The sequence below is a fragment of the Pseudomonas paraversuta genome, from assembly GCF_904067025.1.
Taxonomy (GTDB): Bacteria; Pseudomonadota; Gammaproteobacteria; order Pseudomonadales; family Pseudomonadaceae; genus Aquipseudomonas; species Aquipseudomonas paraversuta.
In genome coordinates this window covers 470,046-485,839 of record NZ_CAJFDA010000001.1, presented here as the reverse complement: position 1 = coordinate 485,839, position 15,794 = coordinate 470,046, and the positions used below count along the sequence as shown (strand labels likewise).

14 protein-coding genes are annotated in these 15,794 nt (G+C 57.4%); 12 read left to right on the top strand and 2 right to left on the bottom strand.

From position 1 onward, the window contains the following. Positions 1-67: 67 nt before the first annotated feature. The 11 genes from JQ848_RS02265 to JQ848_RS02215 all read left to right on the top strand — a co-directional run bounded on the left by JQ848_RS02265 (position 68) and on the right by JQ848_RS02215 (position 14,161). Positions 68-2,815 (top strand): LPS-assembly protein LptD, encoded by a 2,748-nt coding sequence (locus JQ848_RS02265; protein ID WP_003444498.1) that lies wholly within the window; start codon positions 68-70, stop codon positions 2,813-2,815. Continuing rightward, complete coding sequence (surA, locus tag JQ848_RS02260; RefSeq protein WP_177412985.1) at positions 2,790-4,130, top strand: peptidylprolyl isomerase SurA; 1,341 nt, start codon at positions 2,790-2,792, stop codon at positions 4,128-4,130. Before JQ848_RS02265 ends, surA begins: the two co-directional genes overlap by 26 nt. After that, positions 4,127-5,116, top strand: a complete 990-nt coding sequence (gene pdxA / locus JQ848_RS02255) for a 4-hydroxythreonine-4-phosphate dehydrogenase PdxA (protein WP_202210227.1) — start codon at positions 4,127-4,129, stop codon at positions 5,114-5,116. The genes surA and pdxA overlap by 4 nt, the downstream gene beginning before the upstream one ends. Continuing rightward, positions 5,113-5,931 (top strand): 16S rRNA (adenine(1518)-N(6)/adenine(1519)-N(6))-dimethyltransferase RsmA, encoded by an 819-nt coding sequence (rsmA, locus tag JQ848_RS02250; protein WP_003444501.1) that lies wholly within the window; start codon positions 5,113-5,115, stop codon positions 5,929-5,931. Before pdxA ends, rsmA begins: the two co-directional genes overlap by 4 nt. Positions 5,932-6,091: 160 nt before the next feature. Beyond that, positions 6,092-6,472, top strand: coding sequence for a Co2+/Mg2+ efflux protein ApaG (gene apaG / locus JQ848_RS02245; RefSeq protein ID WP_003444502.1), 381 nt, complete (start codon positions 6,092-6,094; stop codon positions 6,470-6,472). Continuing rightward, positions 6,472-7,353, top strand: coding sequence for a symmetrical bis(5'-nucleosyl)-tetraphosphatase (locus tag JQ848_RS02240; RefSeq protein WP_003444503.1), 882 nt, complete (start codon positions 6,472-6,474; stop codon positions 7,351-7,353). The genes apaG and JQ848_RS02240 overlap by 1 nt, the downstream gene beginning before the upstream one ends. A 32-nt stretch (positions 7,354-7,385) precedes the next feature. After that, positions 7,386-7,715 carry a thiosulfate sulfurtransferase GlpE gene (gene glpE / locus JQ848_RS02235; RefSeq protein ID WP_003444504.1) on the top strand — a complete coding sequence of 110 codons (330 nt, stop codon included), beginning with the start codon at positions 7,386-7,388 and terminating at the stop codon, positions 7,713-7,715. Between the two features lie 298 nt (positions 7,716-8,013). Then, positions 8,014-9,936 (top strand): PrkA family serine protein kinase, encoded by a 1,923-nt coding sequence (locus JQ848_RS02230; RefSeq protein ID WP_003444505.1) that lies wholly within the window; start codon positions 8,014-8,016, stop codon positions 9,934-9,936. Positions 9,937-10,037: 101 nt separating this feature from the next. Next, the gene (locus JQ848_RS02225) at positions 10,038-11,312 is read left to right on the top strand and encodes a YeaH/YhbH family protein (protein WP_010656647.1); all 1,275 of its coding nucleotides are present in this window, start codon (positions 10,038-10,040) and stop codon (positions 11,310-11,312) included. After that, positions 11,309-12,871: a SpoVR family protein gene (locus JQ848_RS02220; protein ID WP_003444510.1), complete on the top strand. Its 1,563-nt coding sequence runs from the start codon at positions 11,309-11,311 to the stop codon at positions 12,869-12,871. The genes JQ848_RS02225 and JQ848_RS02220 overlap by 4 nt, the downstream gene beginning before the upstream one ends. A 60-nt stretch (positions 12,872-12,931) precedes the next feature. Next, entirely contained in the window at positions 12,932-14,161 is a 1,230-nt protein-coding gene (locus tag JQ848_RS02215; protein WP_003444511.1) for a multifunctional CCA addition/repair protein, read from the top strand. Positions 14,162-14,261: 100 nt separating this feature from the next. On the opposite strand, the gene folK is transcribed toward JQ848_RS02215, so the two are convergent. Together folK and folB are read right to left on the bottom strand one after the other, a co-directional pair. Beyond that, a complete protein-coding gene (folK, locus tag JQ848_RS02210) occupies positions 14,262-14,786 on the bottom strand; it encodes a 2-amino-4-hydroxy-6-hydroxymethyldihydropteridine diphosphokinase (RefSeq protein WP_003444512.1) in 525 nt (174 codons plus the stop codon). Beyond that, entirely contained in the window at positions 14,777-15,130 is a 354-nt protein-coding gene (gene folB / locus JQ848_RS02205) for a dihydroneopterin aldolase (RefSeq protein WP_003444513.1), read from the bottom strand. Before folB ends, folK begins: the two co-directional genes overlap by 10 nt. Positions 15,131-15,204: 74 nt before the next feature. On the opposite strand from folB, the gene plsY reads away from it, so the two are divergent. Next, entirely contained in the window at positions 15,205-15,774 is a 570-nt protein-coding gene (plsY, locus tag JQ848_RS02200) for a glycerol-3-phosphate 1-O-acyltransferase PlsY (RefSeq protein WP_003444514.1), read from the top strand. Positions 15,775-15,794 lie beyond the last annotated feature (20 nt).

Below are 15,794 nucleotides of genomic sequence, written 5' to 3'. Positions count from 1 at the left end.
GACCATCGATAGGCGTTGCGGTCCCCCACCGCGGGCTGATGGCACGCAGGAAGCCCGGACTAATAAGATGGCATTGAAATCCCCCGCGTTTCGTAAAAAATTTCCGTTGCTGGTAACCGGCAGTTTGCTGGCCATGCAACCTCTAGCCATGCCGTTCGCTGTTGCCGAGGAACAGTATGACTGTTCCGTGTCGGCTACGGGTGGCTGGGATTGCACGCCAAAAACCAACGCCGCGCAATTGCCGCCGCGTCCGGCGCACCAAGGTGTCCTGGCGGAAGCCAGCGGTGAGGCCAGCGAGCAAGTCGCGCCCATCCCGCTGGTTACTGAAGCCAAGGGCCGTGGGCTGAGCGCGCGCAGCGCCGACTACAGCCACCTGGACTGGGTGCCCCGGGAGAAGCTGACACCGGCGCAACTGGCCGAAACCGGACCTTATTGCTCCGGCTCGTACGTCGAGCCCATCCGTCCGGGCATGAACGACCCCACCAGTAAAAGCGATGCCCCGACCTTTGTTGGCGCTAAAGCTTCCCGCTATCAGCAGGAAGAACAGGTCGCGACCCTGGCCGGCGATGTCGTCATGCGTCAGGGCAGCATGCAGGTCGAGGCCGACGAGGCCAGCCTGTATCAGGCTGAAAGCCGTGGCGAACTCAATGGCAATGTCCGTCTGCGGGACAACGGTGCACTGATCGTTGGCGACCACGCCGATGTGCAGCTGGACACTGGTGCGGCCAAGGTCGACAACGCCGAATACGTTTTGCACAAGTCGCGCATCCGCGGCAGCGCGCTGTATGCCAAGCGCGCCGAAGACGCCATCATCCGTCTCAAGGATGGTACTTACACCACGTGCGAGCCGAGCAGCAACGCCTGGCAGCTCAAGGGCAACAACATCACGCTGAACCCTGCCACCGGTTTCGGTACGGCAACAAACGTGACGTTGCGGGTTAAAGACATCCCGATCTTCTACACCCCGTACATCTATTTCCCGATCGACGATCGCCGCCAGTCCGGTTTCCTGCCGCCGTCCTTCAGCAGCAGCACCGACACCGGCTTTACGCTCGTGACCCCGTACTACTTCAACCTGGCGCCGAACTACGATGCCACGTTGTACCCGCGCTACATGACCAAGCGCGGCCTGTTGATGGAAGGCGAGTTCCGCTACCTGACCGAGTCCAGCGAAGGGCAGTTCGGCGCCGCTTACCTCAACGACGACGACACCAAGCGCAAGGGTCAAACCGACTACTCCGACAAGCGCTACATGCTTAACTGGCAGCACAAGGGTGGCCTGGATTCGCGGGTACTGACAGAAGTCGACTACACCAAGATCAGCGATCCGTATTACTTCCAGGATCTGCAAACTGATCAGATCGGCGTCGAAAACCGCGACTACCTGAACCAGCAAGCTGCCGTCAGCTATCGGGGCGACAGCTACACCGCCCGGTTGAATGCCCAGGCCTATCAACTGGCCACTGTTACCCAGGTCACGCCTTACAACAAGTTGCCGCAACTCACCCTCGACGGTGCGCTGCCGTTTCACCCTGGCGGCGTGAACTTCAGCTACGGCTCCGAACTGGTGCGGTTTGAGCGCAGTCTGGAAAACGGTAATTACACCAACGAAGACGGCACTACTGCCCCGCGACTCGACAACAATATTGTTGGTCTGGCACGAGCCAACGGCACACGTCTGAATCTGGCGCCGAGCATGAGCCTGCCGATGACGTCAAGCTACGGCTTTGTGACTCCAACCCTGAAGTACATGTACACCCAGTACGATCTTGATCTGGATAGCCAGGGCAAAAGTACCTTGCTCGCCGGTGAGGACTACAAGAGCTCGCAAAACCGTAGCGTGCCTATTGCCAGCGTCGATAGCGGCCTGTATTTCGACCGCAATACCAACTGGTTCGGCACCAACTACCGCCAGACCCTGGAACCGCGCGCTTTCTATCTGTATGTCCCTGAGCGCAATCAGGAAGACATTCCTGTTTTCGACACCAGCGAAAACACCTTCAGCTATTCCTCGCTGTGGCGTGACAACCGGTTCAGCGGTTCCGACCGCGTGGGCGACGAGAACAAGCTGTCGCTGGGTCTGACCAGCCGCTGGATCGAAGACAACGGCTTTGAGCGCCAGCGTGTCAGCATCGGCCAGGCGTATTATTTCCAGGATCGCAAGGTTCAACTGCCGGGCATTGCCGACGATCGCAAGGATTCAACCTCCAGCGTCTCGCCTTATGCTCTGGAATACGCCTATCGCTTCAACCGCGACTGGCGCGCCACTGCCGACTACAACTGGGATCCGGAAACCCGCAGCCCGCGTTCCGGCAGCGCGATGATGCACTACCAGCCTGAAGACAACCCGAACAAGGTGGTCAACCTGGGCTATCGCTATCGCAACGACCAGGTGATTTACAACCAGTACACCGGCAAGTGGCAAATGGGCGGTGATTACCTGACCCCGGGGCAAAACGGTTACATCAAGGATTACTACAAGATCCAGCAGCACGACTTCTCGGTTATCTGGCCGATCGTGCCGCAGTGGAGCGCCATCAGCCGCTGGCAGTACGACTACAACCGCAACCGTACTCTGGAAGCCTTCGGTGGCTTTGAATACGACAACTGCTGCTGGAAGCTTCGTCTGATCAGCCGTTATTGGGTATCCAACGACGAGTACACCCAAGAAGCCCCTCAAAACGAGAAGGGCGATCATGGTCTCTTCCTCCAAGTTGTGTTGAAAGGTCTCGGTGGCGTAGTCGGCACCAAAGTAGAGAGCTTCCTCGACAAAGGCATCCAAGGTTATCGTGAACGTGAAGATCAAGCTTTCTGAGTGTCTGCGCCCGCTAGTGCTGGGCGCGTTGTTTCTGGGTACTGCAGTACACGCTGCAGTACAACCCCTTGACCGGGTTGTGGCCATCGTCGACAACGACGTGATCATGCAGAGCCAGCTGGACCAGCGTGTCCACGAAGTTCAGCAGACCATTGCCAAGCGTGGCCAGGGCGTGCCGCCTGCCAGCGTTCTGGATCAGCAAGTACTTGAGCGTCTGATCGTCGAAAACCTGCAACTGCAGCTCGGCGAACGCTCAGGCATCCGGATCACGGATGAAGAGCTGAACCAGGCCATTGGCACCATTGCCCAGCGCAATAACATGACCATTGACCAGTTCCGCCAGGCACTGGCTCACGACGGCCTGTCCTATGAAGATGCCCGCGAGCAGGTTCGTCGCGAGATGATCATCAGCCGTGTGCGCCAGCGTCGTGTGGGCGAGCGCATTCAGGTGACAGAACAGGAAGTGAAGAACTTCCTCGCATCGCCTATGGGCGCAATGCAAATGTCCGAAGAATTCAATCTGGCCAATATTCTGATTCCAACGCCGGAAAGCGCGAATTCGGAAGCAGTCCAGACGGCTTACAAACAGGCTGAAGAGATCTACAACCAGCTCAAGAAAGGCGCCGACTTCGGTCAAATGGCCATCGCCCGCTCCGGCAGCGATACCGCACTGGAAGGCGGCGACATGGGCTGGCGTAAAGCCGCTCAATTGCCACCACCGTTCGACAGCATGCTGAGCAAAATGCCAGTAGGAGAAGTGACGCCTCCGGTACGTACACCGGGCGGCTTTATCATCCTCAAGCTCAACGGCAAACGCGGCGGCGAAACCGTGGTGGTGGACGAAGTCCATGTTCGTCACATCCTGATCAAGCCGAGCGAAATCCGTAGCGAAGCGCAGACCAAGGAACTGATCAACAAAATCTACGAGCGCATCACGTCGGGCGAAGATTTTGCCACCCTGGCCAAAACTTACTCCGAGGATCCGGGCTCTGCCCTTAACGGCGGCGACCTGAACTGGGTCAATCCGGACTCTCTGGTACCCGAGTTCCGTGAGGCCATGGCCGACACGCCCCAAGGCGTATTGTCCAAGCCGTTCCAGACTCAATACGGCTGGCATGTTCTGGAAGTCCTTGGCCGCCGCGCCACCGACAGCACCACCCAGGCCCGTGAACAGCAAGCAATGAACGCACTGCGTAACCGCAAGTACGACGAAGAGCTGCAAACCTGGTTGCGTCAGATCCGTGACGAAGCCTATGTAGAGATCAAACTTCCTGGCGCCACCTCGCAAGAGAGCGGAAACCAGGCAGCGCAGTGAAAACACAGCGTTTTGCACTGACACCCGGCGAGCCGGCAGGCATAGGTCCAGACCTGTGCCTGCTACTCGCTTCACAACGCCAGCCGCACCCCCTGATTGCCATTACCAGCAACGACCTGCTCCTTGAGCGGGCCGTGCAACTGGGCGTGGCTGTCAACCTGCTGCCGGTGAGCCCGGACAACTGGCCTGATCAGCCAGCCCCTGCAGGCAGCCTGTATGTGTGGGATACCCCGCTGAAAGCGAAGGTAATTGCCGGTACGCTGGACAAAGCCAACGCCGGGTTTGTCCTGCAAACCCTGACCCGGGCTGCCCAGGGCTGTGTCGACGGGCACTTCGCGGGCATGATTACCGCCCCTGTACACAAGGGCATCATCAATGAGGCCGGGATTCCATTCTCCGGTCACACTGAATTCCTCGCAGACCTGACCCACACCGGGCAGGTTGTGATGATGCTCGCCACGCGCGGCCTGCGCGTAGCCCTGGTTACCACTCACCTGCCCCTGCGCCAGGTGAGCGACGCAATCACCCCTGAGCGACTGATGCGGGTTACCCGCATTCTGCACGCCGACCTGCAACAAAAATTCGGCATTGCCCGGCCCCGCATCCTGGTTTGTGGGCTCAACCCCCACGCCGGCGAAGGCGGCCATTTGGGCCATGAAGAAATCGACATTATTGAACCAACTCTGGAGCGCCTGCGCAGCGAAGGTATGGATTTGCATGGCCCGCTGCCCGCCGACACTCTGTTTACCCCCAAATATCTGGAGCACTGCGATGCAGTGCTGGCGATGTACCACGACCAAGGCCTGCCCGTACTGAAATACAAAGGGTTTGGTGCCGCTGTCAACATCACCCTGGGCTTGCCGATCATCCGCACCTCTGTCGACCATGGCACCGCCCTGGATCTGGCAGGCAGCGGCAAGATCGATACCGGCAGCCTGCAAGTCGCGCTGGAAACCGCCTATCAGATGTCCGAGACCCGTATATGAACGAGCAATTCCAACACAAGGCGCGTAAGCGTTTTGGCCAGAACTTCCTGCACGATGCGGGTGTCATTGACCGTATCCTGCGCGCCATCAACGCCAAGCCTACTGACCGTTTGCTGGAAATCGGTCCGGGACAGGGCGCCCTGACCAAAGGCATCCTTAACAGTGGCGGCCAGCTTGATGTCGTGGAGCTCGACAAAGACCTGATCCCGATCCTCAAGCAACAATTCGCAGGCATGAGCAACTTCACCCTGCACCAGGGCGATGCCCTGAAGTTCGATTTCAACAGCCTGGGCGCTGCACCACGCACCCTGCGGGTTGTCGGCAACCTGCCGTACAACATCTCTACCCCGCTGATTTTTCACCTGCTGAAAAACGCCGGCCTGATCCGTGACATGCACTTCATGCTGCAAAAAGAAGTGGTTGAGCGCATGGCTGCCGGCCCGGGCGGTGGCGATTGGGGCCGTCTGTCAATCATGGTTCAGTATCACTGCCGCGTGGAACACCTGTTCAACGTAGGTCCAGGCGCGTTCAATCCGCCGCCTAAAGTAGATTCGGCAATTGTCCGCCTGGTGCCACACGAAGTGCTGCCACACCCGGCCAAAGACCATCGCCTGCTTGAACGCGTGGTTCGGGAAGCCTTCAACCAGCGCCGCAAAACCCTGCGCAACACCCTCAAGGCCTTGCTCAGCAACGCCGAGATCGAAGCGGCTGGTGTTGACGGCAGCTTGCGTCCAGAGCAACTCGACCTCGCCGCCTTTGTGCGCCTGGCCGACGTACTCAGCGAACAAGCTGTGGCAAGCCCAGAAAAAGACTGATCATCTCCGGGCCAAGTGCCAGGCCTGTGCAGGAGCGTCAACCGGCGACTCCTGCAACTGCCCCGCCTTAACCGGCTGGCCTAGTCACCATTACTTGGCCTAGACTCAGGCATCAGTTTTATCCCGAACTGTGTCTACGCTTTCAAGTAAGGCCTCTCGCATGCCCGATCCCCGCTATCTGGTCGACGTCAACGTCGTCACGCGTTACCTGCCAGAACAATCCCAACCTGAACTTCAGCGTTTCGCCTTTGCTTACACCATTACGGTGCACAACAAGGGATCGATAGCCGCGAAGCTGTTGTCCCGGCATTGGGTGATCACCGATGGCGACGGTCATGTCGAAGAAGTCCGTGGCGCTGGCGTCGTCGGTCTGCAGCCATTGATCGAGCCGGACGGGCAGCATGTCTATAGCAGCGGCTCGGTGATCACCACCAAAGTCGGCACCATGCAAGGCAGCTATCTGATGCATGCCGAAGATGGTCACGAGTTCAAAGCCATCATTGCCCCTTTCCGCCTCGCCGTGCCCGGGGCACTGCACTGATGCCGGTGTACGCCGTTGGCGACCTGCAAGGCTGCCTGCAGCCACTCAGGTGCCTGCTGGAACGCGTAGCTTTCGATCCTGCCAAAGACAAACTGTGGCTGGTGGGTGACCTGGTAAACCGCGGCCCCGAATCGCTGGAAACGCTGCGCTTTCTATACCGCATCCGCGAATCGCTGGTGTGCGTACTGGGCAACCATGACCTGCACTTGCTGGCCGCCGCGCACAATATCGAGCGTCTGAAGAAAGGCGATACGCTGCGTGAAATTCTGCAAGCTCCCGATTGCGATGAACTGCTGTCCTGGCTGCGCCAGCAACCTTTGCTGCATTACGATGCCGAACGCAACGTCGCCCTCGTACATGCAGGAATACCGCCGCAATGGAGCCTGAAAAAGGCCCTGAAGTGCGCCAGCGAAGTCGAACACGCTTTGCGTGACGACAACCTGCTTGGCCCCTATCTGGATGGCATGTACGGCAACGAACCTGCCAAGTGGGACAACGACCTCACCGGTGTCGCCCGTCTGCGGGTGATAACCAACTATTTCACCCGTATGCGTTTTTGTACCCGCGACGGGAAACTCGACCTCAAAAGCAAAGAAGGCGTGGGCAGCGCTCCCCCCGGCTATGCCCCGTGGTTCAGCTATAAAGAACGCAAGACCCAGGACCTGAAGATCATCTTTGGTCATTGGGCGGCACTTGAAGGCAACTGCAAGGAGCCCGGGATTTTCGCCCTCGACACCGGCTGTGTCTGGGGTGGAGCCATGACCCTGCTCAACGTCGACTCTGGCCAACGCCTCAGCTGTGATTGCGACGACCTTGGCCTTGCAGCCCACTCGACCATCGCGCTCCCCGACCAACCTTCCCAACCCTTGGGCGCCGTCTAGCCGCGCCCGCAGTCAGGCCACAGGAATCCTCCATGACCGAATTCAAACGTATCCCGCCCGAACAAGCACAGGCCTTGCGCGAAAAAGGCGCCGTGGTGGTCGATGTCCGCGACCCGCAGGCTTTCGCTGCCAGCCACATCAGCGGTGCGAAACATCTGGATAACCACTCGCTGCACGATTTCATCACCCACGCCGATCTCGATGCCCCTCTGATCGTTGCTTGCTATCACGGCAACTCCAGCCAGAGCGCTGCTGCTTATCTGGTGAGCCAGGGCTTTAGCGAGGTGTACAGCCTTGATGGCGGTTTCGAGTTGTGGCGTGCGACTTATCCACAAGAAACCTCCCAGCTCCCCGCAGAATAATTTTTTATCAGCGCCAGCCCCCGTTATCCGCGGGCTGGCGCCCTGCCTGACCAACGGTCGAACGTAACAAATCTCGCATCGCGCCTTGACCTCTCCGATTACCAACTATCCTTTAGATCAGGCCATCCGAATCTGGGGAGAGCCGGTACTCCGGCGTATGGATTATCAGTAGTAAGTTCAAGGAGTTAACCACCTTGATGGTGTCCTGGGGGGTACACAGCAGCTGAAATGCTGCTGCATGCCAGCACTCGAACTGACCGATCTATCGCCGGCTCCACGTATCGAGCGAGGTGACGTCATGAGTATTTTTAGCCACTTCCAACAACGCTTTGAATCCACACGCCAAGAAGAACTGACCCTTCAGGAATATCTTGAACTGTGCAAACAAGACAAAAGCGCTTACGCCTCTGCCGCTGAAAGGCTGCTGCTGGCCATTGGTGAACCGGAACTGCTGGACACCTCCAACAACTCTCGCCTGTCGCGAATCTTCTCCAACAAAGTGATTCGCCGCTATCCGGCCTTTGAAGACTTCCACGGAATGGAAGAATGCATCGACCAGATCGTTTCCTACTTCCGCCACGCTGCGCAGGGCCTGGAAGAGAAAAAACAAATTCTCTATCTGCTGGGCCCGGTGGGCGGCGGTAAATCATCGCTGGCAGAAAAACTGAAGCAACTGATCGAGAAAGTCCCCTTTTATGCAATCAAGGGCTCGCCGGTCTTTGAATCGCCACTGGGGCTGTTCAATGCCACCGAAGACGGCGCAATTCTCGAAGAAGACTTCGGCATCCCGAAACGCTACCTGAGCACCATCATGTCGCCGTGGGCAACCAAGCGCCTGGCCGAATTTGGTGGCGACATCAGCCAGTTCCGCGTGGTGAAGCTCTATCCTTCGATTCTCAATCAGATCGCCGTGGCCAAAACCGAGCCGGGAGACGAGAACAACCAGGACATTTCGGCACTGGTGGGCAAGGTCGATATCCGCAAACTCGAGGAGTACCCACAGAACGACGCCGATGCCTATAGCTATTCAGGCGCACTGTGCCGGGCCAACCAGGGCCTGATGGAATTCGTGGAGATGTTCAAGGCGCCGATCAAGGTCCTGCACCCCTTGCTGACCGCAACCCAAGAGGGCAACTACAACAGTACCGAAGGTCTGGGCGCTATCCCGTTTACCGGCATCCTGCTGGCCCACTCCAACGAGTCAGAGTGGCACACCTTCCGCAACAACAAGAACAACGAAGCGTTTATCGACCGGATCTACATCGTCAAGGTTCCGTACTGCCTGCGCGTCAGTGACGAGGTGAAGATCTACGACAAACTGTTGTTCAACAGCTCGCTGGCCAAAGCCCACTGCGCGCCCGACACCCTGAAAATGCTTGCCCAGTTCACGGTTCTGTCGCGTCTTAAAGAGCCGGAAAACTCGAACATTTACTCGAAAATGCGGGTCTACGACGGTGAAAATCTTAAAGACACCGACCCGAAAGCCAAATCGATCCAGGAATACCGCGACAGCGCAGGCGTCGACGAAGGCATGAATGGCCTTTCCACCCGTTTCGCCTTCAAGATCCTGTCCAAGGTCTTCAACTTCGACCCGCACGAAATTGCAGCCAACCCAGTGCACCTGCTTTATGTCCTGGAGCAACAGATCGAGCAAGAGCAGTTCCAGGCGGAAACCCGCGAGCGTTATCTGCGCTTCCTCAAGGAGTACCTGGCACCGCGTTACATTGAATTCATCGGCAAAGAAATCCAGACCGCTTATCTGGAGTCCTACAGCGAGTACGGGCAAAACATCTTCGACCGCTATGTGCTCTACGCAGACTTCTGGATTCAGGATCAGGAATACCGCGATCCGGAGACCGGAGAAATCCTCAATCGCGTAGCCCTCAACGAGGAGCTGGAGAAAATCGAAAAACCGGCCGGCATCAGCAACCCGAAAGATTTCCGCAACGAAATCGTCAACTTCGTACTGCGGGCCCGCGCCAACAACAACGGCAAAAACCCGACCTGGCTCAGCTACGAAAAACTGCGGGTGGTTATCGAGAAAAAAATGTTCTCCAACACCGAGGACCTGCTTCCGGTTATCAGCTTCAACGCCAAGGCAAGCAAAGAGGATCAACAAAAGCACAACGACTTCGTTACTCGAATGGTCGAACGTGGCTACACCGACAAACAAGTACGGCTTCTCTCCGAGTGGTACCTGCGGGTCAGAAAGTCGCAGTGAGGCAGCTGTAAGCCTCTAGCCTCAAGCTGCAAGAAGAAGCACGCGCTACCGCTTCGACTTGCAGCTTGCAGCTCACAACTTGAAGCTGCCCGGAGGGCCTAATGAGCTATGTGATCGACCGACGCCTCAATGGCAAGAACAAGAGCACGGTGAACCGCCAGCGTTTCCTGCGGCGTTACCGTGACCACATCAAGAAGGCCGTAGAAGAGGCCGTGGGCCGCCGTTCCATTACCGACATGGAACATGGCGAACAAATCAGCATTCCCGGCCGCGATATCGATGAGCCGGTGCTTCACCACGGCCGCGGTGGCAAGCAAACGGTGGTGCACCCTGGCAACAAGGAGTTCACCAGCGGCGAACACATTCAACGCCCACAAGGTGGCGCGGGAGGGGGTGGCGGCCCCGGCAAGGCAGGCAACTCCGGCGAAGGCATGGATGAGTTCGTGTTTCAAATCACCCAGGAAGAGTTTCTGGAATTCATGTTCGAAGACCTCGAACTGCCCAACCTGGTCAAACGCAACCTTACGGGGACCGACACCTTTAAAACGGTGCGTGCGGGCATCAGCAACGAAGGCAACCCGTCGCGCATCAACATCATTCGAACCCTGCGCTCGGCTCACGCACGGCGTATTGCCCTGTCCGGCAGCAGCCGGAAAAAACTCAAGGAAGCCAAAGCCGAACTTGAACGACTGAAGCGCGAAGAACCGGACAACTTCGGCGATATCAAGGCAGTAGAGGCTGAAATCGAGAAACTCAGCGCACGCATCCATCGCGTGCCATTCCTCGACACCTTTGACCTCAAGTACAACTTGCTGGTCAAGCAACCCAACCCCAGCTCGAAGGCCGTCATGTTCTGCCTGATGGACGTTTCCGGCTCCATGACCCAAGCCACCAAGGACATCGCCAAGCGTTTTTTCATCCTGCTGTACCTGTTCCTGAAGCGTAACTACGACAAGATTGACGTAGTGTTTATTCGCCATCACACCAGTGCACGGGAGGTTGATGAAGAGGAGTTTTTCTATTCGAGGGAGACCGGCGGCACCATTGTTTCCAGCGCACTCAAACTGATGCAGGAAATCATGGCTGAGCGCTATCCCACAAATGAGTGGAATATCTATGCAGCGCAGGCTTCAGACGGCGATAACTGGAACGATGATTCACCCATTTGCCGGGATATTCTGATCAATCAGATCATGCCGTTCGTGCAGTACTACACTTATGTAGAAATAACCCCGCGCGAACATCAGGCCCTCTGGTACGAGTACGAACGTATCAGCGAAGCGTATTCAGATACCTTCGCCCAACAGCAACTGGTCTCGGCCGGCGACATCTATCCGGTCTTCCGTGAACTCTTCCAGCGCAGGTTAGTGACATGACCGCCAAAGAGAATAAACGCCATCCCATTTCCACTGGCTCCGAGTGGACCTTTGAACTGATCCAGGCTTACGACCGCGAAATCGGCCGCCTGGCCGAACGCTATGCCCTGGATACCTACCCCAACCAGATCGAGGTGATTACCGCCGAGCAAATGATGGATGCCTATGCCTCTGTGGGCATGCCGCTGGGCTACCACCATTGGTCCTACGGCAAACATTTCTTGAGCACCGAAAAGTCCTATAGCCGCGGCCAGATGGGACTCGCCTATGAGATCGTGATCAACTCAGATCCATGCATCGCCTATCTGATGGAAGAAAACACCATCTGCATGCAGGCCCTGGTGGTGGCCCATGCCTGCTATGGCCACAACAGCTTCTTCAAGGGTAACTACCTGTTTCGCACCTGGACCGATGCCAGTTCGATCATTGACTATCTGGTGTTCGCCAAGCAGTACATCATGCAATGCGAAGAGCGCCACGGTATCGATGCCGTTGAAGACCTGCTCGACTCCTGCCACGCCCTGATGAACTACGGCGTTGATCGTTACAAACGGCCTTATCCGATTTCAGCCGAAGAAGAACGTCGGCGGCAGAAGGACCGTGAAGAGCACCTGCAAAAACAGATCAATGATCTGTGGCGCACCATTCCCAAAGGTGCAGACAAGTTCAGCGAAAAGGACAGCGCACGATTCCCCGACGAGCCCCAGGAAAACATCCTGTACTTCATCGAAAAACACGCTCCCCTGCTCGAGCCCTGGCAGCGTGAAGTCGTACGCATCGTGCGCAAGATTGCCCAGTACTTTTACCCACAACGGCAAACCCAGGTAATGAACGAGGGCTGGGCGACGTTCTGGCACTACACCTTGATGAACGACCTCTACGATGAAGGGCTGGTTACCGAGGGCTTTATGATGGAGTTCCTCATCTCCCATACCAGCGTGGTGTTCCAGCCAGGCTTTGACAGCCCTCACTACAGCGGGATCAACCCCTACGCACTGGGTTTTGCAATGTATTGCGACATCCGGCGCATTTGCGAACATCCAACTGACGAGGACCGCCACTGGTTCCCGGACATGGCTGGCAGCGACTGGCTATCGAGCATCAAATTCGCCATGAGCAGCTTCAAGGACGAAAGTTTCATCCTGCAATACCTGTCACCCAAGGTCATCCGCGACCTGAAACTGTTCAGCATCATGGACGATGATCAAAAGGACGACCTGCTAGTACCTGCCATTCATGACGAGAACGGCTACCGCACCATTCGTGAAACCCTGGCGGCTCAGTACAACCTGGGCAATCGTGAACCCAACGTGCAAATCTGGAGCATCGACCGCCGCGGCGATCGCTCGCTGACCCTGCGTCACCAGCAACATGACCGCAAACCCCTGGGCGACTCCACTGACGAAGTGCTCAAACACCTGCATCGCCTGTGGGGGTTCGATATTCATCTTGAAACCCTTCAAGGCGACCAGGTCATGAAAGTCCACCATGTCCCGCCAAAAGGAGAACATTCAGACTCTGACTACGGGCGTTTGGATATGAGCGCCATTCACCTGTAACACGGGAACCTCCGTTCTCACGGCGCAAGCGTTATCCTGTCGTGCTAACGGAGGTTTTTTATGCAGATTTATAAAGTTGGCGGTGCCGTAAGGGATCGCCTGCTGGGCAAGCCCGTCACTGATATCGATTGGGTAGTGGTCGGCGCAACAGTCGAACAAATGCTCAGCAAAGGGTTTCGCCCCGTGGGCTCGGACTTTCCGGTATTTCTTCACCCTGTAACCGGGGAGGAATACGCACTGGCGCGCACAGAGCGCAAAAGCGGCCAGGGCTATGGCGGCTTCATCTTTCATGCAAGCCCCGACATTACCCTTGAACAAGACCTGATCCGGCGCGACCTGACCATCAACGCAATGGCTGAGGACGACTCAGGTAATTTGACCGACCCTTTCCATGGTCAGCGCGATCTTGAGGCGCGGATTTTACGCCATGTTTCACCCGCATTCGCCGAAGATCCCCTCCGGGTATTGCGAGTTGCCCGGTTCGCCGCGCGCTATGCCGGACTCGGTTTCAGCATCGCACCCGAGACCCTGGAGCTGATGCGCCAACTGTCTCGCTCAGGCGAACTGCAAGCGCTGACCCCGGAGCGTTGCTGGAAAGAAATCTCCCGGGCCCTGATGGAAGATCAGCCTCAGGTATTCCTGGAAGTACTGCGCAGCTGCGAGGCTCTGGAAGTGCTGCTACCGGAGATCAATGCCCTGTTTGGAGTACCCCAGCCTGCTGCACATCACCCGGAGATCGACAGCGGCGTACACACCTTGAGCGTGCTTGAGCAGGCAGCCCTGCACAATCAGCCACTGACCGTGCGCTGGGCCTGCCTGCTGCATGATCTGGGCAAAGGGCTTACACCTGAAAAGGACTGGCCAAGACACATTGCCCACGAGCACAAAGGGCTGCGCCTGATCAAAGCGGTCAACGAGCGCTACAAAGTGCCGCGCGACTGTCAGGAACTGGCACTCCTTGTGGGCGAATATCACACCCACGGCCACCGCGCTCTGGAACTCAAGGCATCAACGCTACTGGAACTGCTGCAGCGTTTTGACGTATATCGTCGACCGCAGCGTTTTGAGGAGTTTATCGTAGCCTGCGAGATGGACGCCAAAGGGCGCCTGGGACTGGAGAATCGCCCGTATCCACAGGCCGATTACCTGCGCGGTGCTGCCAAGGCTGCCCAGGCCGTGGCCGTCCAGCCTTTACTTGAGCAGGGTTTCAAAGGCCCTGAACTCGGGGAAGCGCTAAAGCACGAACGGCTAAAGGCGCTGCAAGCCTACAAAGAAGCAGCAAAAGCCTGAGACATCGTTCTTGTAGTCGATGGCGCAGGCTGCGCTAAGGGCCGAAGGACCTTCACCGCAGGGTCGCCAGGCAACCCATCACAGCCTGCACCAGCGACTACTAAGGCAAAAGCATCCCGGCCGGGGTCAACTGCTCCCCCCGCCATTCAAATGCTGCAGGCGCCAGAACTTGATCGATCTGTGCTTCTGCCCACATCTGAGCCAGAGTCTTGCCCACGCCCGGATGCACCTTGTCTGGCGCTATCAACGATAAGGGCCACAAGACAAAAGCATTTTTGAGAATCTCTGCACGGGGCAAAATCAAGCCATCAAAGTTGCCTTCCAGATCACCGTAAAACAACACGTCGATATCCAAAGGCAAACCTTTGCGATCTTGGGCATAACGTCCGTTATCCGCCTCGATCAACTTCAAACGTCGACTTAGTTCAGCCAGCGGAAAGTCAGTTTTTGCCGACACCACCAGGTTGAAAAAAGGCCCGCTCCTGATGCCCACCGGCTGACTTTCAAACACTGCAGAACAGCTCATGTCCTGCAAAAATCCCGCAAGGGCGTCAAGCCCGGCGCACAAATGCTTTTCACGCTCGACATTACTGCCCAGCCCGAGGAAAACCTGAGTTAGCGACATCCGCGCTCAATCTCCACGCCCACACCGGTGGCCGCCGAAACGGCGCCGGGCTTGGTCAGCTTCAGATGCAACCACGGAATATTGAATTCAGTCATCAGCACTTCGGCCAGACGCTCAGCAAAAGTCTCCACCAACTGGAACTGAGCCGCCTCGGCAAATGCCTGGATTCGCGAAGAAACACTCGCGTAATCCAGGGCCAGCGTCAGGTCATCACCGGCCGCAGCCGGGCGATTATCCCACGCGAAACTCAGGTCAAGCCGCAAGCACTGGCGGATGCCACGCTCCCAGTCATAAGCACCGATCACGGTGTCAACTTCCAGGCCTTCGATAAACACTCTGTCCAAGCACTTTTCTCCGCAGCACGACAAGGGCGCAATGCGCCGTTAGAATCAGGGCGTCCTCGCCCGGAATAGTTAGCATGTTTTGGTTACTGGCGATTTTCGCCTACCTGCTTGGCTCTCTGTCCTTCGCCATTTTGCTCAGCCGCCTGACGGGAAATCCCGACCCGCGAATGAGTGGCTCGGGCAATGCCGGCGCGACCAATATGTTGCGCCTTGCCGGCAAAAAGCTCGCCGTCCTGACTCTGCTCGGCGACCTGTGCAAAGGCTTGCTGCCCGTACTTTTGGCCAACCAGCTCGGTCTCCCGCTCCAGCAACAAGCCTGGATCGGTATCTGCGCCGTCTTCGGCCACATGTACCCGTTGTACTTCCGCTTTCGCGGCGGCAAAGGCGTTGCCACTGCCGCAGGCATGCTGGTGGGACTCTACCCGCCTGCCGCCCTGCTGGCCGTTGCCGCATGGCTACTGACCTTCCAGCTAAGCCGCACCAGCTCACTGGCAGCGTTGATAGCCACACCCCTGACCCTGCCATTGCTGGCCTGGCAAGAGCCTGCTGCCCTGCTGCCCATGTGCGCCTTGACGGCGCTGATTGTATGGCGCCACCGCAGCAATTTACGCGACCTGATGGCCGGGCGCGAACGGCATTTCTGAATAGCGCGCATGAAATACGC